At 73.8% G+C, this 20776-nt stretch carries 22 protein-coding genes and 1 tRNA gene; 16 read left to right on the top strand and 7 right to left on the bottom strand.

Going from position 1 to position 20776, the window contains the following annotated elements; all coding sequences use genetic code 11:
* The coding region (locus EFL26_RS09950) for a PAS domain-containing protein (protein WP_123222747.1) at nucleotides 1-423 on the bottom strand (423 nt) is incomplete at its 3' end.
* Between the two features lie 148 nt (nucleotides 424-571).
* Here EFL26_RS09950 and EFL26_RS09945 point away from each other — a divergent pair.
* From EFL26_RS09945 to EFL26_RS09930, 4 genes are read left to right on the top strand one after another with little or no spacing between them, the layout of a single operon-like run.
* Nucleotides 572-1246: a hypothetical protein gene (locus EFL26_RS09945; RefSeq protein WP_123222746.1), complete on the top strand. Its 675-nt coding sequence runs from the start codon at nucleotides 572-574 to the stop codon at nucleotides 1244-1246.
* A 29-nt stretch (nucleotides 1247-1275) separates the two neighbouring features.
* The gene (locus EFL26_RS09940) at nucleotides 1276-2286 is read left to right on the top strand and encodes an iron-containing redox enzyme family protein (protein ID WP_123222745.1); all 1011 of its coding nucleotides are present in this window, start codon (nucleotides 1276-1278) and stop codon (nucleotides 2284-2286) included.
* Complete coding sequence (locus EFL26_RS09935) at nucleotides 2283-2501, top strand: CDGSH iron-sulfur domain-containing protein (protein WP_123222744.1); 219 nt, start codon at nucleotides 2283-2285, stop codon at nucleotides 2499-2501. Before EFL26_RS09940 ends, EFL26_RS09935 begins: the two co-directional genes overlap by 4 nt.
* Nucleotides 2491-4086: a phytoene desaturase family protein gene (locus EFL26_RS09930; RefSeq protein ID WP_123222743.1), complete on the top strand. Its 1596-nt coding sequence runs from the start codon at nucleotides 2491-2493 to the stop codon at nucleotides 4084-4086. The genes EFL26_RS09935 and EFL26_RS09930 overlap by 11 nt, the downstream gene beginning before the upstream one ends.
* A gap of 317 nt (nucleotides 4087-4403) precedes the next feature.
* On the opposite strand, the gene EFL26_RS09925 is transcribed toward EFL26_RS09930, so the two are convergent.
* On the bottom strand, nucleotides 4404-4850 hold the full coding sequence (locus EFL26_RS09925; protein ID WP_123222742.1) for an SRPBCC family protein: 447 nt from the start codon (nucleotides 4848-4850) through the stop codon (nucleotides 4404-4406).
* 103 nt (nucleotides 4851-4953) lie between these two features.
* Between EFL26_RS09925 and EFL26_RS09920 the strand changes: the two genes are divergently transcribed.
* Complete coding sequence (locus tag EFL26_RS09920; RefSeq protein WP_123222741.1) at nucleotides 4954-5619, top strand: methyltransferase; 666 nt, start codon at nucleotides 4954-4956, stop codon at nucleotides 5617-5619.
* On the opposite strand, the gene EFL26_RS09915 is transcribed toward EFL26_RS09920, so the two are convergent.
* Together EFL26_RS09915 and EFL26_RS24180 are read right to left on the bottom strand one after the other, a co-directional pair.
* Nucleotides 5603-7294, bottom strand: a complete 1692-nt coding sequence (locus EFL26_RS09915) for an alkaline phosphatase family protein (RefSeq protein WP_221176921.1) — start codon at nucleotides 7292-7294, stop codon at nucleotides 5603-5605. The two genes, EFL26_RS09920 and EFL26_RS09915, sit on opposite strands and share 17 nt — an antisense overlap.
* A complete protein-coding gene (locus tag EFL26_RS24180) occupies nucleotides 7287-7970 on the bottom strand; it encodes a CDP-alcohol phosphatidyltransferase family protein (RefSeq protein ID WP_246000128.1) in 684 nt (227 codons plus the stop codon). The genes EFL26_RS09915 and EFL26_RS24180 overlap by 8 nt, the downstream gene beginning before the upstream one ends.
* 112 nt (nucleotides 7971-8082) lie before the next feature.
* On the opposite strand from EFL26_RS24180, the gene EFL26_RS09910 reads away from it, so the two are divergent.
* The 8 genes from EFL26_RS09910 (at nucleotide 8083) to EFL26_RS09875 (ending at nucleotide 16032) form a co-directional block, all read left to right on the top strand.
* Nucleotides 8083-9087: a zinc-dependent alcohol dehydrogenase gene (locus tag EFL26_RS09910; RefSeq protein ID WP_123222740.1), complete on the top strand. Its 1005-nt coding sequence runs from the start codon at nucleotides 8083-8085 to the stop codon at nucleotides 9085-9087.
* Between the two features lies 1 nt (nucleotide 9088).
* Nucleotides 9089-9481, top strand: a complete 393-nt coding sequence (locus EFL26_RS09905; RefSeq protein WP_123222739.1) for a 6-pyruvoyl trahydropterin synthase family protein — start codon at nucleotides 9089-9091, stop codon at nucleotides 9479-9481.
* 7 nt (nucleotides 9482-9488) lie between these two features.
* The gene (locus EFL26_RS09900) at nucleotides 9489-10541 is read left to right on the top strand and encodes a glycosyltransferase family 4 protein (protein ID WP_123222738.1); all 1053 of its coding nucleotides are present in this window, start codon (nucleotides 9489-9491) and stop codon (nucleotides 10539-10541) included.
* Between the two features lie 64 nt (nucleotides 10542-10605).
* Nucleotides 10606-11562: a lysylphosphatidylglycerol synthase transmembrane domain-containing protein gene (locus tag EFL26_RS09895; protein WP_123222737.1), complete on the top strand. Its 957-nt coding sequence runs from the start codon at nucleotides 10606-10608 to the stop codon at nucleotides 11560-11562.
* Entirely contained in the window at nucleotides 11555-12250 is a 696-nt protein-coding gene (locus tag EFL26_RS09890; RefSeq protein ID WP_123222736.1) for a RibD family protein, read from the top strand. Before EFL26_RS09895 ends, EFL26_RS09890 begins: the two co-directional genes overlap by 8 nt.
* Nucleotides 12251-12253: 3 nt before the next feature.
* Nucleotides 12254-12895 (top strand): GTP cyclohydrolase II, encoded by a 642-nt coding sequence (locus EFL26_RS09885; RefSeq protein WP_246000127.1) that lies wholly within the window; start codon nucleotides 12254-12256, stop codon nucleotides 12893-12895.
* Nucleotides 12896-12944: 49 nt separating this feature from the next.
* Nucleotides 12945-13622: a PaaI family thioesterase gene (locus EFL26_RS09880; protein ID WP_123222735.1), complete on the top strand. Its 678-nt coding sequence runs from the start codon at nucleotides 12945-12947 to the stop codon at nucleotides 13620-13622.
* A 67-nt stretch (nucleotides 13623-13689) separates the two neighbouring features.
* A complete protein-coding gene (locus EFL26_RS09875) occupies nucleotides 13690-16032 on the top strand; it encodes an ATP-binding protein (protein ID WP_123222734.1) in 2343 nt (780 codons plus the stop codon).
* Nucleotides 16033-16046: 14 nt separating this feature from the next.
* On the opposite strand, the gene EFL26_RS09870 is transcribed toward EFL26_RS09875, so the two are convergent.
* The gene (locus EFL26_RS09870; RefSeq protein ID WP_123222733.1) at nucleotides 16047-17552 is read right to left on the bottom strand and encodes an NAD(P)/FAD-dependent oxidoreductase; all 1506 of its coding nucleotides are present in this window, start codon (nucleotides 17550-17552) and stop codon (nucleotides 16047-16049) included.
* A gap of 185 nt (nucleotides 17553-17737) precedes the next feature.
* On the opposite strand from EFL26_RS09870, the gene EFL26_RS09865 reads away from it, so the two are divergent.
* A complete protein-coding gene (locus tag EFL26_RS09865) occupies nucleotides 17738-18703 on the top strand; it encodes an ATP-binding protein (RefSeq protein ID WP_123222732.1) in 966 nt (321 codons plus the stop codon).
* Between the two features lie 13 nt (nucleotides 18704-18716).
* On the opposite strand, the gene EFL26_RS09860 is transcribed toward EFL26_RS09865, so the two are convergent.
* Nucleotides 18717-19064 carry a metallopeptidase family protein gene (locus EFL26_RS09860; protein ID WP_246000126.1) on the bottom strand — a complete coding sequence of 116 codons (348 nt, stop codon included), beginning with the start codon at nucleotides 19062-19064 and terminating at the stop codon, nucleotides 18717-18719.
* 95 nt (nucleotides 19065-19159) lie between these two features.
* On the opposite strand from EFL26_RS09860, the gene EFL26_RS09855 reads away from it, so the two are divergent.
* Both EFL26_RS09855 and EFL26_RS09850 read left to right on the top strand, forming a co-directional pair.
* A tRNA-Glu gene (locus tag EFL26_RS09855) sits at nucleotides 19160-19232 on the top strand.
* Nucleotides 19233-19330: 98 nt separating this feature from the next.
* On the top strand, nucleotides 19331-19585 hold the full coding sequence (locus EFL26_RS09850) for a hypothetical protein (protein WP_148046673.1): 255 nt from the start codon (nucleotides 19331-19333) through the stop codon (nucleotides 19583-19585).
* A 34-nt stretch (nucleotides 19586-19619) separates the two neighbouring features.
* Here the strand turns inward: EFL26_RS09850 and EFL26_RS09845 are convergent, their stop codons facing one another.
* A complete protein-coding gene (locus EFL26_RS09845) occupies nucleotides 19620-20753 on the bottom strand; it encodes an acyltransferase family protein (RefSeq protein ID WP_123222730.1) in 1134 nt (377 codons plus the stop codon).
* Nucleotides 20754-20776: the final 23 nt, after the last annotated feature.

Genomic DNA, 20776 nt, shown 5'->3' with positions numbered 1-20776 from the left:
GTCGTACAGGGACATGCGAATGTCGCGCGTGGGGCGCGAGTGCGTCACACCNTCGAGCTTGCGGACCGCGGCCCGCGACGGCGCCCGGCGGTTCGAGTGGTAGCCGATGATGGCGCCCCCGGGGCCGAAGGTCGGGGTGACGTGGGCCAGCACCCAGTAGCGCTCGCCGGTCTTGGCGAGGTTGACGACGTAGGCGAAGATCTCGTCGCCGCCGGAGATCGTGTCCCAGAGCAGCTTGAAGACGCCCCGCGGCATGTCGGGGTGGCGGATCATGTTGTGCGGCCTGCCGACGAGCTCCTGCTCGGTGTAGCCGCTGATCTCGGCGAAGGTCCGGTTGACGTAGGTCATGACGCCCCGAGCGTCGGTCTTGGACACGATGATGTCCTCAGGTGCGAGGAACCGTTCGAGCTGGGGCGCTGCCATCTCCTGTTTGCCTGTCTGCGCGGGGAGTCTCGGCCTTCCCATCGGCAGGCGGGCCAGCGACCTGCGGGAAACGCGTCGTGTGCGGAGGGTCACTCCCCACGGCCGCGGGCGGGTGATTGTGCCCGGACCACTCGGGTACCGGGTCGGCATGGCTCCCGCACCCGTCGACCTCCTCGCCCGCACCGCCGGCGGTGTGCTCGCTGCGGGCACCAGCGCGCTCGGCGCCGCGCGGCAGCGGATCAAGCCGCTGCATCCCGAGGGCCGGCTCCGGCACGCGACCCTGACCCGTACGCCGGGCGCCATGCCGTCCGGCGTGCCCTGGCTCGACGCCCCGGGAGAGGACGCCGCGGTCGTCAGAGTCTCGCGCGGCATCGGCTTGCCCGACGCGCTGCCCGACATCCAGGGACTCGCGATCCGGCTCCTGCTGGACGGCCGCGAGGCCGACCTGCTGCTCGCCAGCACGGGCCTCGGTCGGCTCACCCGCTACGTCCTGACCCCGACCCGGAAGCCCGCCGGACGGGCGCTCACCTCGCTGCTGCCCTACCGGTCGCCGCGCGGCGCGCTGCTCCTCGCCGCGGTGCCCGAGCCGGGACACGGCTTCGAGCTCCGCTGGGCCGGTCCGGTGGGCCCGTGGCACACGTTCGGCCGGCTCGACCTCGGAGCGGCGTACGGCGACGACCTCGCGGTGTCGTTCGACCCGGTGGTCAACGTGCTGCCCGGGCTGAGCCACTACTCGTGGGTCCGGCTGCTCCGGGAGCCGGCGTACTGGGCCGCCCGGACCCGCAGCGGTCGCACCGTCCGGCCGTCGCGCGCCAGCGCATGAGCGCCCTTACGCACGGGTAACTGCGAGACATGCAGCTGCCCCGACCACGCGGACCGTTCAGCGCGCAGGTGTTCGCCTCGATGGTCTCGCCCGATCCCGCGCACGTGGCGTACGACGCGCACGCCGACGTGCTCTCCGACGAGGACGCGCAGATCGCGCTGTGGGCGCTCTACGAGCTCAGCTACCGCGGGTTCGACGACGTGGACGCCCGCCACGAGTGGTCGCCCGGCCTGCTCGCGACCCGTGCCCAGCTGGAGGCGGCGTTCGAGCAGGCACTGCGTGAGCTGACCGAGCCGGCCGTCGGGCGTGCCCTCGACGCGGACAGGCCCGATCGCGTGCCCGCGCAGATCGCCGCGGTCATCGACGACGCCGAGGACGCCGGGCTGGCGCGGTTCCTCCAGCGCGAGGCCACGGAGGAGCAGTACCGCGAGTTCCTCGTGCACCGCAGCATCTACCACCTCAAGGAGTCCGACCCGCACGCGTTCGCGATCCCGCGCCTCGACGGGGCGCCCAAGGTCGCGCTGGCCGAGCTCCAGTACGACGAGTTCGGGGGCGGACGGGTCGACCGGCTCCACAGCACGCTGTTCGCGCGCGCGCTCGAGGGCGCGGGTCTCGACCCGACGTACGGTGCCCACATCGACGCCGTGCCGGCCGCCACCCTGGCGGTCAACAACGCGATGTCGCTCTTCGCCCTGCACCGTCGGCTGCGCGGCGCGCTCATGGGACACCTGGCCGCGTTCGAGTCGACCAGCTCGCTGCCGTGCCGGCGGTACGTCGGCGGAGCCGAGCGGCTCGGCTTCGACGCGCGGGTGACCGCGTACTTCGACGAGCACGTCGAGGCCGACGCCGTGCACGAGCAGGTCGCGTGCCGCAGCATCTGCCAGCGGCTGGTCGAGCAGCACCCCGAGCTGCAGCGCGACGTGCTCCTCGGTGCGGGGGTCTGCGTGCAGCTCGACGCGCGGGCCGGGGCGCTCATGGTCGACGCCTGGCGGGCCGGCGACTCCGCGCTGCTGGATACGCTGCAGCAGGAGGTCGCATGAGCTGCCAGGTGGAGATCTGTCCCGACGGGCCTGCGCTGGTGCGCGGCGCCGACGAGGTGATCGACGCGGCCGGCCGGGCCCACGCCACCACGCGGCCCGTCGTCGCCGTCTGCCTGTGCGGCAGGTCGCAGCGCGCGCCGTGGTGCGACGGGACGCACAAGGTCGTCACCGCAGCCGCGCCGCGACCGTCGGTCGTGGAAGCCCGTGACAGCTGAGGTCGCCGACGCGGTCGTGATCGGCGCCGGTCCGAACGGACTGGTCGCGGCGAACGCCCTCGCCGACGCCGGCTGGGACGTCGTCCTGCTCGAGGCGAACGACGAGGTCGGAGGCGCCGTCCGCAGCGCGGAGGTCACCGCGCCCGGGTTCTGCAACGACCTGTTCAGCGCCTTCTACCCGCTGGCCGCGGCGTCGCCGGTGATCCAGGGCCTCGACCTGGCCGACTTCGGGCTGAGCTGGCGGCATGCGCCGAGCGTGCTCGCGCACGCGCTCGACGACGGCCGCGCGGCGGTGCTCTCCCGCGACCCCGCGCAGACCGCGGCGAGCGTGGAGGAGTTCGCGCCCGGCGACGGGGACGCATGGCTGCGGATGTTCGACCAGTGGCGCCAGCTGCGCGACCCGTTGCTGGACGCGCTGTTCACGCCGTTCCCGCCGGTGGTCGCGGGTCTGCGGATCGTCCGGGCCCTCCGGATCGCCGGCTTCCTCGACCTCGCCCGGCTGTCGGTCCTGCCGGTGCGCCGGCTCGCCACGGAGAACTTCGACGGCGACGGGGCGGCGGCGCTGCTCACCGGCAACGCCATGCACGCCGACGTGCCGCCGGACGCCGCCGGGAGCGGCGTCTTCGGCTGGCTGCTGTGCATGCTCGGCCAGGACGTGGGCTTCCCGGTGCCCGAGGGCGGTGCCCAGCGCTTCGCCGACGCGCTCGCCGGGCGGGCCCGGTCGCGCGGTGTCTCCATCCGGACGAGCGCCCGGGTGGAAGCCGTCGAGCTGACGGGCGGCCGGGCGACCGGCGTACGGCTGCAGGACGGGGGGCGGGTACGCGCGCGGCGCGCCGTACTGGCTGACGTGGACGCGCCGTCGCTCTACCGCGACCTGGTGGGGCTCGACCGGCTGCCCGGGCGGATGCGGCGCGACCTCGAGCGGTTCCAGTGGGACCACGCCACACTCAAACTGAACTGGGCCCTGGACGGTCCCGTCCCGTGGGCGGCCCGGGGCGCGCACGGCGCCGGCACCGTCCACCTCGGGGTCGACGTCGACGGGTTCGTCGACCACGCCGCCGACCTGACCGTCGGCCGGGTGCCGGAGCGACCGTTCCTGCTGTTCGGTCAGATGACGACGGCCGACCCGACCCGGTCACCGCAGGGCACCGAGTCGGCGTGGGCCTACACGCACGTCCCGCGCGGTTCGCTGGACGACCCCGGCGCCCTGGACGCGCACGTGGACCGGATGACCGCAGCCGTCGAGCGGGTCGCACCGGGCTTCTCCTCGCACGTGCTCGCCCGTTCGGCGCAGAGCCCCGAGGACCTGTCCTCGGCGGACTCGAACCTCGTCGGCGGGGCGATCAACGCCGGCACCTCCGCGGTCCACCAGGAGCTGGTGTTCCGCCCGACGCCAGGGCTCGGCCGGCCCGAGACCCCCGTGCCGGGGCTCTACCTCGCGGGGGCGTCGGCCCATCCCGGTGGCGGCGTGCACGGCGCCTGCGGCTGGAACGCCGCGCGGGCGGCGCTGCGGACCGAGCGCGCCTGGGCCGGAGCGCGGCGCGCGCTGCTCCGGACCGCCTGGGGGCGCGTGCTCGGCCCGTGAGGTGACGGTCGTACCTGGTCGGTGGGGCCGTCGGCCGGTGCGGTGGCCGGCGTCGTACAGGGACATGCGAATGTCGCGCGTGGGGCGCGAGTCGGTCACAGGGGCCGCTCCGGCGACAATTGCAGGTCGCTGTACGACGGGCGGGCCGCCCGCCAGCCGGCCGACCGGGTCGCGTCGTACAGGGACATGCGAATGTCGCGCGTGGGGCGCGAGTCGGTCACAGGGGCCGCTCCGGCGACAATTGCAGGTCGCTGTACGCGGACGAGGGCGCGGACGAGGACGAGTGCGCGGCCGGCCCCCGCCGGCCCGCGCCCCGCTCAGGCGGCGCGGCCCTCGGCGAGGAAGGCCAGCCGTCGCAGTGCCTCGCGGTTGCGGGGGATCACCCCGGCCTGGCGCAACGGACCCGGGACGAGCTTGGCAGGGCCCTGCACCGCGTCCTCCTCCATGGTCACCTCGGTGCCGTCCTCGACCGGGGTCAGCCGGATCAGTACCTCGGCGGCGCCGGCGGGCCAGCCGTGGGCGCGGAGCCGGAGCTCCTCCCCCGGGATCGAACCGATCACCTCGGTGCGGTCGTCGAGCAGCAGCGGCCAGAGGCCGACGGAGTGGTGCAGCTGGCTGCCGGGGGCGGGCCAGGACTGGTCCACGTCGCGCATCCGCGAGGCCCCCACGACCCATGAGGGGTACAGCCAGCCGTCGGCCAGCACCGCCCAGACGCGGCCGGGCCCGGCGTTGATCGTGCGCCGGACGACGACGGTGTCGTGCATGCGTTTGCTCCTGTCGTGGGGTCCCGGCTCCTTACCCGCCGGCGCACGCCGGCATGCCCGTCGCCGCGGGATTGTCGGTGCCGTCACGCGGGTACCCGGCCGCATGACCTCGACGACGCGTGAGCCAGGCCCCGGCAGCGTCACGCCGCGCGTGCAGCGGCTCGGCAGCCTCGACATCGCCTACGACGACCGCGTGCTGCAACCCCGTCCCTGGACCGTCGCTCAGTCCCGATGGGCGGCCGACCTGCTGGCCGACGCGGCCCCCGGTCCCGTGCTGGAGCTGTGCACGGGCGCGGGCCACATCGGGCTGCTGGCGATCCACGGCAACCAGCGCCGCCTGGTCGCGGTCGACGCATCTCCGATCGCCTGCGAGTACGCCCGTGCCAACGCCGCGTCCGCCGGACTGGCCGACCGCGTCGAGGTCCGCAACGCGCTCCTGCACGAGGCGCTCGCGCCCGGTGAGCTGTTCCCGGTGATCATCGCCGACCCGCCGTGGGTGCCGAGCGCACGCACCGTGGACCACCCCGAGGACCCCCGCCTCGCGATCGACGGCGGCGAGGACGGCCTGGCGATCGCGCGTGGCTGCCTGGAGGTGGCTGCCGCGCACCTCGAGCCCGACGGAGTCCTGCTGCTCCAGCTCGGCAACGCCAGCCAGGCCGCGGCCGTGGCCGACGTCGCCGACGGGCTCGGCCTGGTCGTCGAGGAGGTCCGCCAGCCCTCTCCGACCGGCGTCGTCGTGCTCGTACGCCGGGTCAGCCGGCCGGCGTGAACGCGGCGAAGAAGCGGTCGCGGAACGTGTCCATCCGCCAGACCGGTGCGTCCGGCTGAGGCCGCAGCCCGTCCTGCCAGCCCCAGCCCGCGATCCGATCCATCACGGCCGGGTCGCGGGCGATCACCGAGATCGGCACGTCGTGGCCCGGGTGCTCCCCGGAGACGTATCCGTGCGGCTGGTGGTCGCCGTACACGACCAGCACGAGGTTCGGGTCGGGCTGGACCTGCAGCCACGAGACCAGTGTGCCGAGGGTGTACTCGATCGACTGACCGTAGAGCGCGCGGACCTTGTTCGGGTCGCGGAACGCCGCCGTCGCGGACTCGCCCTGCGCCGGCATCCCGTCGAAGACCGACCCGTCACCGACCGAGGACCACGGCACCAGGTGCGGCAGCGGCGTCCACGGGTGGTGGCTGGAGACGAGGTCGACCTCGCCCATCACCCGCGGGCGACCGGGATCCGCGGTGAACTCGTTGCGGGTCAGCGCGGCCAGCGTGTACTGGTCGGGCATTGTCGCGTAGTCGAACCTCGGCCCCCGGTAGCCGACGTTGCGGCTGTCGTAGGACTGGTCGAACCCGTAGAAGCGCTTTCCCTCCGGCCAGTCCTTCGTGATCGCCGGGTCGTCGAAGATCGTCCGCCAGCCCGCCTGCGCGAAGGCACGGCTGAGGGTCAGCCGGTGGCGCGTGAACAGCTGGTTGTAGCGCTGCTGGCTGTCCACCCACAGGCCCGACTGCAGCGACGCGTGCGCCAGCCAGCTCCCCGCCCCGAACGTGGGGGACGTCAGGAACGCGCTGCGCACCGAGTAGCCCGACGCCCGCAGCTGCTGGTCCCCCCGGGCCAGCACCGCGTCCACCCCGCGCGAGTAGCTGGTGCCCTGCACGGCGACCCGGCCGTAGCTCTCGACGACGGCGACCAGCACGTCCTTGCCGCGCAGCCCGGCGAGGAGCCGGTCGGCAGGCGTGCTCGCGTACGGGTCCCGGGCGATCTCGCGGTCGAAGACCTTGCGGTCGACGAGGTCCGCGCGGAGCTGGCGGACCTCGTCCACGGCGAGGTCGGCGGTGCCGTGACCGGCGAGCGTGCCGGTGGAGCCGACGTGCAGACCGGCGACCGCTCCGACCGCCCACACCGTCGCCAGCACGACCAGTGCGCGCGCCGACGCGCGCCGGTGTGCCGCCGCCACCCCGGCCACCCGTACGCCGGCAGCAGCGACGCCGACCACCACGGCGACCGCGAGCAGGGCGACTGCGACGACCACGACCAGCGCCGCCGGTCGGCCGATCGAGTCACCGAGCACACCGACACCTGGGCCGACGTAGTACCAGTCGTTCAGCAGGTCGAAGGGACGATCGAAGACCGTGTCGAAGGCGAGGTCGAGCGCCTTGACCACCAGCAGCACGCCGAGCACACCGCCGAGAACCGTGGCGAGCAGACGTCGCCGCTCGGCGCGCCGCAGCAGCAGGGCCACGGCGACCAGCAGCAGGCCCTCCAGCGGTACCTGGACGAAGGACGCCGGCGTCAGGTCGCGGGTCCGGACCGGCAGCACCAGAGCGAGCCAGACCGCTGCCACGGCCAGGACGCTGACGACCGTGGTCCGGGCCCCGGGGCGGCGCGGCGGTCGTGCGGGCGGGGTCTCCTCGACGTCGGGCACGGGCGACACCACTGTCTGCTCAGCCACGGCCCACCATCGCCGGCTCCTGCGCACCGCCGGGCTCACCCGGGCGGCCCCGCAGCCGCCACTTGTCGCGCACCTCGCGGCCGAACGACTCGGCCAGCAGGGCCAGGGCGACCGCGAGCGCGAGCCTGGTCGGCACCACCGGCAGCACGGTGCTCACGGCGACGACCAGCACCACGCCCTGGACCACGGCGACCACCTTGCACCACGGCCGCGGCGGCAGCTCTCCGCGCAGCCAGGGAAGGAGCCGCGCGGCTCCGAGGAGCAGGTAACGGGCCGCCCCGATCAGCAGCACCCACCAGCCGACGCGCGGGGCGACGTCCGCACTGAGCACCAGGATCAGGAACGCGTCGACCTCCATGTCGAACCGTGCTCCCAGCGCACTCACGGTCCGGGTACGCCGCGCGACCCGACCGTCCACGCCGTCCAGCACCAGGGCGACGACCGCGACGACGACCAGCAGCGCCACGGGACCGTCACTCACCGCGAGCGCGGCCACGGCGCAGGCGAGGTCCGCGCGCAGCAGGGTGATCCGGTCCGCCGGGCCGAGCGTCGCCGACCGCCGACGGAGCGCCCGGCCCAGCAGCAGGGCGATCACGGCTGCCGCGCCGGCTCCGACGCACCATCCGCGCACGCCCAGCCCGGTGAGGCCGTCGAGCACGGCCAGCAGGGCGAGCACGCCCGCGAACCCGACCACTGGACCCTGAACCCGTTGCACCGCGCCTCCGTAGCTGATCTTGCCGGGTCCTACGCGACACGGGAGGCTTTGGTTCACCGAGGGAAGAGGTGCTGTGGCAGTCGACGCGCAGGCGTTCTGGGTGGCCGAGCCGGGTCGCGGCGAGATCCGCGTGGAGCAGGTGCCCGACCCCGGCCCCGGCGAGGTCCTCGTGCGGGCGCTCCACTCCGGCGTGAGCCGCGGCACCGAGACGCTGGTGTTCCGGGGCGGCGTACCCGCCGGGCAGCACGCGAGAATGCGGGCTCCGTTCCAGGCCGGCGAGTTCCCGGCCCCGGTGAAGTACGGCTACCTCAGCGTCGGCGTCGTCGAGGCGGGCGAGCCCGCGCTGCTCGGGCAGACCGTGTTCTGCCTCCACCCGCACCAGACCGCGTACGTCGTGCCGGCCACCGCGGTGACGCCCGTGCCGGCGGGTGTGCCCGCTGCGCGCGCGGTGCTCGCCGGCACCGTCGAGACCGCGGTCAACGCGCTCTGGGACGCCGCTCCCCTGGTCGGTGACCGGGTCGCCGTCGTCGGCGCGGGCATGGTCGGCTGCTGCGTCGCGCGCCTGCTCGCCGGCATCCCGGGGGTCGAGGTGACCCTCGTCGACACCGACGCCGACCGCCGCGCGACGGCGACCGCACTGGACGTCGGGTTCGCCGAGCCGTCCGGAGCACCGGCGGACCGCGACCTCGTCGTCCACACCAGCGCGACCAGCGAGGGCCTGCAGCTGTCGCTGGACCTCCTCGGCGCCGACGGCACGGTGGTCGACCTGAGCTGGTACGGCGACACCCCCGTGCACCTCGACCTCGGCGGCCGCTTCCACTCCGACCGGCTCTCCGTCCGGGCCAGCCAGGTCGGAGCCGTCGCCGCTTCCCGTCGACACCGCCGCAGCACCGCCGACCGCCTGGCGCTGGCCCTCGAGCTGCTCCGCGACCCGGCGTACGACGCGCTGCTGACCGGCTCCTCGCCGTTCCACGAGCTGCCCGAGGTGATGGCCGCGCTCGCCGCCGGCCGGCTGCCGGCGCTGTGCCACACGATCCGCTACCCCGACCGCCCGAGCGCCGACCCCGAGAGCGAGTGAGATGTTCCGAGTCAACGTCCGCGACCACGTGATGATCGCCCACAGCCTGCAGGGCGAGGTGTTCGGGCCGGCGCAGCGGCTGCACGGCGCGACCTACGTCGTCGACGCGACCTTCGCCGGGGAGCGGCTGGACACCGACGGCATCGTCGTCGACATCGGCCGCGCCTCCGAGGAGGTGCGGTCGGTCCTCGCCGACCTGAACTACCGCAACCTCGACGACGACCCCGGTCTGGGCAACACCACGACCGAGGCGCTCGCGCAGCTCGTCGCCGACCGACTGGCCGACCGGGTCCACGCCGGCGCTCTGGGCGAGGCCGCCCGCGACCTCGCGACGATCACCGTGACCCTGCACGAGTCCCACGTCGCCTGGGCCAGCTACGAGCGGGCGCTCTGAGGCTTCGATGCCCCCCGAGCCGTTGCACGTCGTGGCGCCGGAGGGCATCGACGACCCGGCCCGGCCGAGCGGCGGCAACCACTACGACCGTCGCCTCGTCGACGAGCTCCGCGGGCTCGACCGGCAGGTGCACGTGCACGAGGCACCGGGCGCCTGGCCGGACCCGTCCCCGCCGGACGTGCACGGTCTCGGCACGCTGCTGGACGAGCTCCCGGACCAGGCGACCCTGCTGGTCGACGGCCTGGTCGCCTCGGCCGTCCCGGACCTCCTGGCCCGGCGCGCCACGCGGCTCCGGTTGTTCGTCCTCGTGCACCTCCCGCTCGGCGTGCTGTCCGCGTCACGCCGGCCTGCGGAGGCCGCGTTGCTCGCCCGGGTGGCCGGAGTGGTCGCCACGAGCGGGTGGACGCGGGCCTGGCTGCACGAGCACTACGACCTGCCGGAGGAGCGCGTGCATGTCGCCGTGCCCGGCACCGACGCCGCTGGTCTGGTCGCAGGCAGCCGCGACGGTGGCGCCCTCCTGTGCGTCGGCGCGGTGACGCCGACCAAGGGCCAGGACGTCCTGGTCGAGGCGCTGACCTCGCTGGCGGACCTCCCCTGGCGGTGCACGCTGGTCGGGTCGCTCGAGGTCGACCCCGGGTTCGCCGAGCGGCTCTGCGAGCAGCTTGCGGCCGCCGGGCTGGCCGATCGGGTGACGCTCGCGGGGGTGCGGACGGGTCCCGACCTCGACGCGACGTACGCCGCCGCCGACCTGCTCGTGCTGCCCTCGCGCGCGGAGACCTACGGCATGGTCCTGACCGAGGCGCTCGCCCGGGGACTGCCCGCGGTCGCGGCCCGCACCGGCGGGACCCCGGAGTCGCTCGGCAGGACCGCCGACGGACGGGTCCCCGGCCTGTTCGTCCCTCCCGGCGACGCCGACGCGCTCGCGGCCGCGCTGCGGTCCTGGCTCACGGACTCCGCGTTGCGCACCTGCCTGCGCGCGACCGCGCGGGTGCGGCGCGGCTCGCTGCCAGCCTGGTCCGCCACCGCCCGCGCCGTCGCCCGCGCCCTGGAGGCCCGGTGAACCGTTGCCGCCGCGAGCGCGTAGGACGAGGCAGGACCATCCCCGACCCGAGCGGAGCCGCCCGATGAGCGACACCCAGGCCGGTGCCCGACCGACGCCGTGGCGGTGGCTCCGGCCGGCGCTCGGCGCCCTCGTGCTGGGCGCCCTGGTCGCAAGGACAGGAACGGCACCCTTCGTGGCCGGCCTGCGGATGGCCACCCCGTGGTCGCTCCTGGCGGCGGTCGCGGTGACGGCAGTGACCACGGTCTGCTGCGCATGGCGCTGGCAGCTGGTCGCCGACGGGCTCGGCGTACGGATCGGGCTCGGCGCGGCCACCGCGGCGATCTACCGGTCCCAGTTCCTCAACGCGACGCTGCCCGGCGGCGTGGTGGGCGACGTCGACCGGGCGGTCGGCCACGCCCGTCGCAGCGACGCCCCGGGCCCCGCCGCCCGCTCGGTTGCCTGGGAGCGGCTGCTCGGCCAGTCCGTGCAGGTCCCGCTCACCGTCGCGGTGCTGCTGCTCCTGCCCTCACCCCTGCGCGGGCTCGGAGCAGTCGGAGCGGTGGCCGCGGTGGCCGTCGCCGCGCTGCTCCTGGCCGGCGCGCACGGCGTACGCCGCCGGACGCGGCTCGTCCGGCTGGTCAGCAGCGAGGCCCGCGCCGTCCTGCGCGGTCGGCGGCTCCCGATCGGCGTCGCGTCGACCGTGGCCGCGCTGGGCCACCTCTCGATCTTCGTGCTCGCGGCCCGGGTCGCCGGAGTCGAGGCGTCGTCCGTGGCGCTGCTGCCGCTGGCTTCGGTGGTGCTGCTGGCGGCCGCGGTGCCCCTCAACGTCGCCGGGTGGGGGCCGCGCGAAGGCATCGCCGCCTGGGCTTTCGGGGTCGCCGGGCTGGGCGTGGACACCGGCGTCGCCGTCGCGGTCGCGTACGGCGTGATGGCGCTCGTCGCGACCCTGCCCGGCGCGGTCGTCCTGCTCGCCGGCCGGGCGCCTCGGCCGCGGGCCCTCCGAACCCCGCCCGTCCGCGAGGAGGTCGCCTGTGCCTGACCTGCCCTACACCGTGCTCAGCTGCTGCATGTCGCTCGACGGCTACCTCGACGACAGCTCCGCCGACCGGCTCGTCCTCTCCAGCCCGGCCGACCTCGATCGCGTCGACGGCCTGCGGGCCCGGAGCGACGCGATCCTCGTCGGCGCGGCCACCGTGCGCGCGGACGACCCGCGACTCGTGGTCCGCGAGCCGGAGCGTCGCGACGAACGGCTGCGCGCCGGTCTGCCGCCGAGCCCGATGAAGGTGACCCTCACCGCGCTGGCCAAGCTCGATCCCGAGGCCGCCTTCTTCACCGCCGGCGACGCCGAGCGACTCGTCTACTGCACGAGCGACACCGCCGCCGCGGCCGCCTCCGCTCTCGACGGGCTCGCCACCGTGGTCGACGGTGGCAGCCCGATGCCGATGCGCTGGGTGAGCCACGACCTGGGTCGCCGAGGCGTGCGCCGGCTCCTCGTCGAGGGAGGGGCAGCCGTGCTCAGCCAGTTCCTCGCCGACGACCTGGCCGACGAGCTCCAGCTCGCCGTCGCGCCCTTCCTGGTCGGCGACTCCTCGGCCCGGCGGTTCCTGACCGACGGCCGCTACCCCTGGACGGCGCACCGGCGCGCCCGGCTCGTCGAGACACGGGTGCTGGACGACGTGGTGCTGCTCCGCTACGCGCTGTCCGACCGGTTCGTCGGCGAGGGCTGAGCGGTGGAGATCCCGGCGGCGACGGTCCGCACCCAGGTGCTGGTGCCGCTGCGCCTGGCCGACGGCTGCACCACCACCGCTCGCGTCTTCACCTTCGACGGGCTGGTCGACGGCCGGGAGCACCTCGCGCTCGGCCTCGGTGACTGCGCCGCCGCGGTGGCCGACCGCCACGACCCGCCCCTGGTCCGGCTGCACAGCGAGTGCCTGACCGGCGACGTGCTCGGCAGCGAGCGCTGCGACTGCGGACCGCAGCTCGCGGAGGCGGTCGGCCGGATCAGCCGCACGGGTGGCTTCCTCCTCTACCTGCGCCAGGAGGGCCGTGGCATCGGTCTCTACGCCAAGCTCGAGGCCTACGCCCTCCAGGACACCGGCCTGGACACCTACGAGGCCAACCTCGCCCTCGGGTACGCCGCCGACGGCCGCGACTACACCGTGGCCGCCCAGATGCTGCGGGCGCTGGGCCTGGACCGCGTCGCCGTGCTCACCAACAACCCCGACAAGGTCGCGCAGCTGGACCGGCTCGGCATCGAGATCGCCGAGCGCGTCCCGACCGGCCTGCACCTGACCGCCACGAACGCGCCGTACCTCGCCGCCAAGGCCGCGCGGGGAGCGCACGTGCTCGCGATGCCGGGCGGGCGGCACTGAGAGGCAGCCCACATACCGCGGAATCTGAAACTCGTTCTATTCTGCTGCGATGGGTGCACCGTTCAACTACGACGTCCTCGACCTCACCGACGAGCAGGTCGATGCCGAGGTCCGGGTCTTCGGCGCGCTCACCGCGGCGGTACGCCGTCTCAACGAGGCGACGCTCCGCACCACGGTCGACCACGCCACCGTCGAGGAGGTGCGCCGCCAGGTCGAGGAGCTGACCGCCCGGCTCGAGAAGAGCATGATCCCGGACAACTTCGGGGTCTCCTTCACCAAGGGCGGGCGGATCCGCGGCTACGGCAACGCGGTGGTCGGCATCCGCAACCCGAACGCCGTGCCGCTCACGGTCGTGCAGGACAAGGTCAACGGGCGCGCCTCGGCGGAGTTCGAGCTCAACGCGCTGCACGAGGGACCGCCCGGACAGGTGCACGGCGGCGTGGTCGCCCTGGTGCTCGACCAGGTCTTCGGCGAGGCTGCCGCGGCCGGCGGTTCGCCCGGGATGACGGGCACCCTCACGCTGCGCTACCGGCTCAACACGCCCCTGGGTCCCTGCAGCGCGGAGGCCTGGGTCGACCGCCGGGACGGCATCAAGACGATCGTCAAGGGCGAGCTCCGCCGGGCGGACGGCACCGTCACGGTGACGGCCGAGGGGATCTTCATCCTGCCCCGCTGGGCCCGCGAGGAGATCGCGAAGAACGGCGGCACCCCGCCGCAGTTCGAGTAGCAACCGGACCACGGTGCCGGTTCGGCGAACCAGCCGACGGGGGGCCGACCGGGATTACAGTCGAAGCATGCGGCGCTCCGCACCGGTGAGCGGCTCGGGCCTTCCTCCGGCCCTGACCAGCTTCGTGGGCCGGCGTCGTGAGCTGTCCGAGGCCAGGCGGCTGCTGACCGTGTCGCGCCTGGTCACCCTGACCGGCCCCGGCGGCGTCGGCAAGACCCGGCTCGCACTGGAGGCGGCCGCGTCGGTCCGCAAGGACTTCCGTGACGGCGTGGTGGTCGTCGAGCTCGAGCAGGTGACCGACGCGGCGCTGGTGCCCAGCACGGTCGCGGTCGCCCTCGGGCTCCGGGAGTCGGCAGGCCGAGCGCCGATGGAGATGCTGGTCGACTACCTCCGCGAGCGCCGGCTGCTCCTGGTCCTGGACAACTCCGAGCACGTGATCGACGAGATCGCCGCCCTCACCGACCAGCTGCTCCAGGGCTGTCCGCAGCTCCGGGTGCTCGCGACCAGCCGCGAACGGCTGGACGTGCCGGGCGAAGCCTTCCTGCCCGTGCCGACGCTGTCCCTCCCGGACGCGGACGAACCGATCGAGCCCGACGACCTGCTCGAGTACGGCGCCGTCGAGCTGTTCCGCGACCGGGCCGCCGCCGCGCTGCCCGGGTGGGAGCTCACCGAGACCAACCGTGCCGACGTGGGCGAGATCTGCCGCCGGCTCGACGGGCTCCCGCTGGCGATCGAGCTCGCCGCTGCGCGGATGCGTGCCCTCTCCGAGCGCGACATGCTGGACCGGCTGTCGGACCACCTCCACCTGCTGAGCGCGTCGCCGCGGACCCGTGCGCCCGGCCGGCAGCGGACGCTGCGGTCGTGCATCGAGTGGAGCCACGGGCTGTGCTCGACCGAGGAGCAGCTGTTGTGGGCGCGGGTGTCGGTGTTCGCGGGAGGGTTCGAGCTCGACCTCGCCGAGGAGGTCGCGGCCGGTGAGGGCCTCCCGGCCGCGCGGGTGCTCGAGGCGCTCACCTCGCTGGTGGACAAGTCGATCGTGATCGCCGAGCGGATCGACGGCGTCGTCCGGTTCAGGTTGCTCGAGACGATCCGGGAGTTCGGTCGCGACCAGCTCTCGGCGTCCGGCGAGGTCGGCCGGCTGCGCCGCAGCCACCGCGACGCCTACGTTCGCCTGGTCGAGCGCGCCGACGCCGACTGGGTCAGCCCGCGGCAGGTCGGGTGGTTCGCCCGGCTCGACCGCGAGCACGCCAACTTCCAGTCCGCGCTCGACTTCTCCCTCAACGAGCCCGGCGAGACCGAAGGCGCGCTGCGGATCCTCGCTGCGCTCTACCACTTCTACTGGTGGGGCCGCGGGTGGGCCCGCGAGGGCCGGCACTGGCTTGCCCGAGCACTCGAGGAGCCCGGCCCACCGACCGTCGTACGCGCCCGGGCGCTGCTCACCGACGCCTCGCTCTCCTTCGCCGACGGCGACTACGAGACGGGAAGGGCGCGACTCGACGCGGCGCGCGCGATCGAGGCCGCCTGGGACGACCCGGGCACCGCCGCGTTCGGGGCGTTCACCGAGGGGTCGGCCGCGCTCTTCGCCGGTGAGCTGGCCACGACCAAGGCCGTGCTCGAGGAGGGCCTCACGCTCGACCTGCCCGATCGGGACCTGAAGTTCCGGCTGGACATGCTGTTGTCCTACGGCTCTGCCCTCGCACTGCTCGGCGACGTCGAGCGCGCGACCTGGTGCCACGAGGAGTTCCTGCGGATCACCGAACCTGCCGGTGAGTGCTTCCACCGCTCGTACGCCCTGTGGACGCTCGGCCTCTTCGTCCTGCAGCAGGGCGACCAGGAACGCGCGGCCGAGCTGCTCCGGCAGAGCATCGCGCTGCGTCGCGGCATCCGCGACCTCACCGGGCTCGGCTGGTCGGAGGAGACGCTCGCGTGGACCGAGGGCGGCGTGGGCGACCACGAGCGCGCCGCGACCCTCCTCGGCATCGCCGACCTGCTGTGGGAGATCATGGGCCGGCCACTGGTGACCTACCAGCACCTGTACCCGCTCCACGAGGGCTGCGAGCGCGCGGCTCGCGAGGCCCTCGGCGACGACCGCTTCACCGCCTGCTTCGAGCGCGGGCGCGCGCTCGGCATCGACGGCGGCATCTCCTTCGCTCTGCGCGAGTCCACGTCCGCGGCTCGGCCCGCCTCGTCGGACGGCACGGACCACGCCGACCACGGACTGACTGCGCGCGAGGGGGAGATCGCCGAGCTGATCGCGGAGGGGCTGACCAACCGTGAGATCGCCGCCCGGCTGAACATCGCGGTGCGCACCGCAGAGGCGCACTCCCAGAACATCCTCACCAAGCTGGGGTTCCGCTCACGCACCCAGGTCGCCACCTGGGTCGCCCAGGGGCGCCCGCCGGTCGCGTGAGTCGCGGCGCCGGGTCAGGAGACCTCGGACCGCCCCCGCGCGCCCGAGTCGGTGAGCCGGGCCTCCTCACGCGCCTGCGCCTCGAGCTCCTCGCGCGACCGTGCCTCGGTGGGTTCGCTGACCAGCGCGCTGGCGCCGTTGTCCAGGCGCAGGAGCGCCTCGCGGGCGAAGATCTGCTGCTCGGTCGCGGTGCGCTCGGACCGGTCGTTGCCGATGAAGGTGACCGCCCAGTGCAGCAGCGCGGTCACCTGGTTCTTGAACCCGGTGATGTAGAAGAGGTGCACGCCGAGCCACATCAGCCAGGCGACGAACCCGGAGATCCGCAGCCGACCGATGGTCGCGACCGCGCTGAAGCGCGAGATCGTGGCCATGCTGCCCTTGTCGAAGTACTTGAACGGCGGCTGCGGCGCCTTGCCCCGCACCCGGCGGTCGATCTGCCTCGCGGCGTACCGGGCGCCCTGGATCGCCACCTGGGCGACTCCCGGGAGGTTGTCCAGCGAGGCCATGTCGCCGACGACGAACACCTCCGGGTGGCCCGGCAGGGTCAGGTCGGGGTTGACCGCGATCCGGCCGGCACGGTCGAGCGCGGCCCCGGTCTGCTCCGAGAGCGTGCGGCCCAGCGGGCTCGCCTGCACGCCGGCGGCCCACACCTTCGTGACCGCCTCGATCCGCCGCCGGGTGCCGTCGCGGTCCTGGACCTCGAGGCCCCGCTCGTCGACCGCAACGACCATCGCGCCGAGCTGGACCTCGACCCCGAGTCGCTCGAGCCGCTTCTCGGTCCACGCGCCCAGCTTGGCCCCGAACGGCGGCAGCACCTGCGGCGCGGCGTCGACGAGGATCACCCGCACCTGCTCGGTGTTGATCGCCCGGAAGTCGCGCTTGAGCGTGTTGTGGGCGAGCTCGGCGATCTGCCCCGCCATCTCCACGCCGGTGGGTCCCGCCCCGACCACGACGAACGTGAGCAGGTGGCTGACGTCGCGGCCCTGGGAGGCGAACACCTCGGCCAGCTCGAAGGCTCCGAAGATCCGCCCTCGCAGCTCCAGCGCGTCGTCGATCGACTTCATGCCCGGCGCGAACCGCGAGAACTGGTCGTTGCCGAAGTACGACTGGCCGGCCCCGGCGGCGACGATCAGCGAGTCGTACGGCGTCACGAGCTTGCGCCCGAGCACCTCGGAGGTGATCGTGCGGGCGGTCAGGTCGATGCCGGTGACGTCACCGAGCAGCACGCGCGCGTTGCGCTGATGGGCGAGGACCTCGCGCGTGGGCGGCGCGATCTCGCCCTCGGAGAGGATGCCGGTCGCGACCTGGTAGAGGAGCGGCTGGAACAGGTGGTGCGTCGTCTTGGCCACCATGGTCACGTCCACGTCGGAGCGGCGCAGCGCCTTGGTGCCGAACAGCCCGCCGAAGCCCGACCCGATCACGACCACCCGGTGGCGCGAGGGGGCAGCCGATCCCGGCTCCGGCGCGGCATCCGGGGAGGTGTCGGGACGGAGGTCCGTGCGGTCCTGGTTCGTCGCCATGCCCCCATTGTCCCGGTCGTGGCGGACCGGTCACAAACGGCGGGCCCGTCACCTCGGTCACAGGGGCGGTCGCGCATGAGCCGCGCGATCCGGGGCACGGGACCCGATTTGTGGTTTGATCGGACGCGGAGGGACGGGCCTGACGCCCGCCCCGTCGCAGGTACTCGACCCAGGAGTTCGCCCTAGTGCCCTGGAACAAGAGAACACTCGCCCTTCCGGCGAGTCCTCCGTCGGTGCGGCTGGCACGCGACTGGGTGACGGGTGTCCTCACGGAGATCGGCCGGGGCGACCTCGCGGAGAGCGCCCGCCTGGCCGTCTCCGAGCTGGTCACGAACGCGATCCTGCACGCCGAGCCGCCGATGACCGTGCACGTGCGCGGCACGCAGGAGCACCCGAGGGTCGAGGTCACCGACCAGTCGCTGGCGCCGCCGCGACGCATGGAGACCCACCACCTCGTCGACCTCGGCGACGACTCGTCGTGGATGACGATGGGCCGCGGGCTGGACCTGGTCGCGGCGTACTCAGAGCGCTGGGGCGCCGACATCAGCCCGAACGGCAACGGCAAGGTCGTGTGGTTCGAGCCGAGCAACGGCATCAAGGAGAACCCCGTCGAGGGCGAGGTCTTCGACGTGGACGGCGCGATCGCCCGCCTGGGGCTCAGGCCGGTCGATCCCGCGGACATGCTCGAGATCCGGCTGCTGGGCATGCCCGTCGAGCTGTTCGCGCACCTGCGCCGGCACTTCAACGAGCTCGGCCGCGAGCTCCGGCTGCTGGCACTCAGCGATGCCCAGCGGTACCCGTTGGCCGTGGACTTCTCCGAGACCTTCCTCCAGGTGGAGTACGAACGGCGCCAGGTGGCCGGGATCGAGCACCTGGACGCGGCCATCAAGGACGGCGGCGAGACCGTCGACCTGACCTACGTCACGCCCCCGACCGCACCGGCCACCATGCAACGGCTCGACGAGCTCCTGCACCGCGTGTACGCCGAGCTGTCGGGCACCGTGCTGCTCTCGATCCAGCCGCCCGACGACCTGATCGCCCTGGCCGACTGGTACCTCGGGGAGTTCGCCCGTCAGGGGGCCGGCGAGGCGCCGGTCGCGTGGACGGGTGCGGTGCGGCTCGTGCTGTCGAACCGGCGCGAGGTCTCCTGACCGGTCGGCGCGGTCATCCCCAGCCCCACTCGTGCAGGTGCTCGTCGTCGATGCCGAAGTGGTGGGCGATCTCGTGCACGACGGTGACCCGGATCTCGTGGGCCAGCTGCGCGGCGTCGCGACACATCCGCAGCAGGGGACCCCGGTAGACGAAGACCTGGTCGGGCGGGCGGAAGGTGTACCCGCTGTCCCGGTCGGTCAGCGGCGTCCCGACGTACAGGCCGAGGACGCCGGACTCCTCCGGAGGCGGCTCGTCCTCGACCAGCACGACCACGTTGTCCATGAGCGTCGCCAGTGCCGGAGGGATCCGGTCGAGCGCCTCGGCCACCAGGTCGTCGAACTCGGCGTCGGAGAGGTCCACGCCCGCCAGCCTAGGGACCGGCCCACGAGCCGGGCTGCGGTCCGACGGCAACGACCGGGCCCCTATGCTGGTCCCCGGTCGTTGCCGGCAACGTTGCCCCCATCGTCTAGCGGCCTAGGACCCCGCCCTTTCACGGCGGTAGCACGGGTTCGAATCCCGTTGGGGGTGCCGGCCGGACCGTGGGCGCTGCTTGCGCGGTCCCCTGCGACCGGCGACGATGATCGGGTGAACAGTAGGCGCGCGTGAGTGGCCCGACGCTCATCCTCGTGAGGGCATCCCTCGACACCGTCCGCTCCGCGCTCCTCGCGCTCGGTGCGCCCGCGCAGAACCGGCGGTCGGTCGCGTTCGACTACGACGACCACCTGATCCTCCTCGACCACGAGCGCGAGGAGTTCCTGACGACCGCCGCGGTCGGAGGGCCCAACGCCTTCGCCACGGCGTCGTGGCTGGCCCACCAGCTGGAGGACTTCGGCTGCCCCGTCGACGGCGTGCTGCCGCCGCTCGACGTCGTGAGCGCCTAGCTCAGCTCGCGGGCGGACTCACCGCGAGCGTCGGTCAGTTCGGGCTGAGCTCGGGCTCGGCACGGGGCACGTCGGGCGCGCCGCCGGGCGTGCCGTCGACCGGGGTCGCGACGGCGGCGCGGCGCGCCCGGGCCGCCGTCCGGGTCTTGGCGAGGTGGTTGGCCGGACGCTCCACGAGCAGCCAGCTCATCCACGCCAGTGGCCCGACGGCCAGGAGCGCGACCGCCGTGTAGCCGACGTACCCGAGCCCCGCGACGCCGTACGCCGTGAGGGTCTGCTGCACCGGCCAGCCGTAGAGGTAGACCCCGTAGCTGACGTCGTTCGTGGCCCCGATCTTCTTCAGACGCGGCGGGCACACCGCACCGAACCACAGGCAGAGGTAGGCGAAGGGCAGCGCGGCGAGGAGCAGGGTGGGGGTGAAGAGGAAGGACACGGCCGTGACGACGGCGGCGACCGCGGCGAAGCGGTGGCTCAGCTCGATGGACTCCTGCCAGGCCTGGAGCGCCACGCCCGCCGAGAAGAAGCACACGAGCAGCAGGAGCCCCGACGTGCCACCCTGCGCGCCCTTGAGCACGCCCGCGACCATCAGCATGAGCACGCCGAACAGCGACCAGAACCGCAACCGCCGCCGCACGAACAGCAGCGACAGACCGGCGGCCAGGGCCAGGTAGCAGAAGATCTCGTAGGGCAGGGTCCACAGGGACCCGTTGAGCGTGGAGTCGACGGGCATGCCGTGCAGGGTGCTGCCGACCGTGCCGGGCCAGCCGAGGAGGCCCAGGCCCGAGACGAAGGACTGCGCAGCGTCGCCGAGGGACCAGCCGCCGCGGCGCGCGCCGATCAGGGCCGAGAGGCCGAAGACCGTGACGAGGAGGGAGAGCCAGTATCCCGGGTAGATGCGGGCGAACCGCCGGATCAGGAAGTGGCTCGGCCGCTGGCGCAGCCGGCTCCGGCTGACCAGGTAGCCGCTGACTGCGAAGAAGCCGGCGACCGCGATGGTGCCGAGCTTGATCCGGCCGAAGTACGGGTCGTCGTCGCCGTACCCGCCGAGCGGACGCGAGTGCGACACGATGACGAGGGTTGCGAGGATCAGGCGCAGGAGGTTGAGCGCGTTGTCGTGGAGATCCAGACCGCTCGCCAGCGTGGGACGCTGCGTACCCCTCGTCAGCATGCCGAGAGCATAGTCAGCGCGGG

It is taken from the genome of Nocardioides pocheonensis (genome assembly GCF_003725535.1).
Taxonomy (GTDB): Bacteria; Actinomycetota; Actinomycetes; order Propionibacteriales; family Nocardioidaceae; genus Marmoricola; species Marmoricola pocheonensis.
Note: the sequence above shows the minus strand (reverse complement) of the source record. Positions and strands in the feature narration are given on the sequence as shown.

Bases quoted from the DNA above. Each gene is read 5' to 3' on its own strand.
- EFL26_RS09940 (WP_123222745.1), top strand. From the start codon at position 1,276: ATGCAGCTGCCCCGACCACGCGGACCGTTCAGCGCGCAGGTGTTCGCC.
- EFL26_RS09895 (WP_123222737.1), top strand. From the start codon at position 10,606: ATGAGCGACACCCAGGCCGGTGCCCGACCGACGCCGTGGCGGTGGCTC.
- EFL26_RS09920 (WP_123222741.1), top strand. From the start codon at position 4,954: ATGACCTCGACGACGCGTGAGCCAGGCCCCGGCAGCGTCACGCCGCGC.
- EFL26_RS09845 (WP_123222730.1), bottom strand. From the start codon at position 20,753: ATGCTGACGAGGGGTACGCAGCGTCCCACGCTGGCGAGCGGTCTGGAT.
- EFL26_RS09880 (WP_123222735.1), top strand. From the start codon at position 12,945: ATGGGTGCACCGTTCAACTACGACGTCCTCGACCTCACCGACGAGCAG.
- EFL26_RS09945 (WP_123222746.1), top strand. From the start codon at position 572: ATGGCTCCCGCACCCGTCGACCTCCTCGCCCGCACCGCCGGCGGTGTG.
- EFL26_RS09925 (WP_123222742.1), bottom strand. From the start codon at position 4,850: ATGCACGACACCGTCGTCGTCCGGCGCACGATCAACGCCGGGCCCGGC.
- EFL26_RS09875 (WP_123222734.1), top strand. From the start codon at position 13,690: ATGCGGCGCTCCGCACCGGTGAGCGGCTCGGGCCTTCCTCCGGCCCTG.
- EFL26_RS09905 (WP_123222739.1), top strand. From the start codon at position 9,089: ATGTTCCGAGTCAACGTCCGCGACCACGTGATGATCGCCCACAGCCTG.
- EFL26_RS09900 (WP_123222738.1), top strand. From the start codon at position 9,489: ATGCCCCCCGAGCCGTTGCACGTCGTGGCGCCGGAGGGCATCGACGAC.
- EFL26_RS09935 (WP_123222744.1), top strand. From the start codon at position 2,283: ATGAGCTGCCAGGTGGAGATCTGTCCCGACGGGCCTGCGCTGGTGCGC.
- EFL26_RS09870 (WP_123222733.1), bottom strand. From the start codon at position 17,552: ATGGCGACGAACCAGGACCGCACGGACCTCCGTCCCGACACCTCCCCG.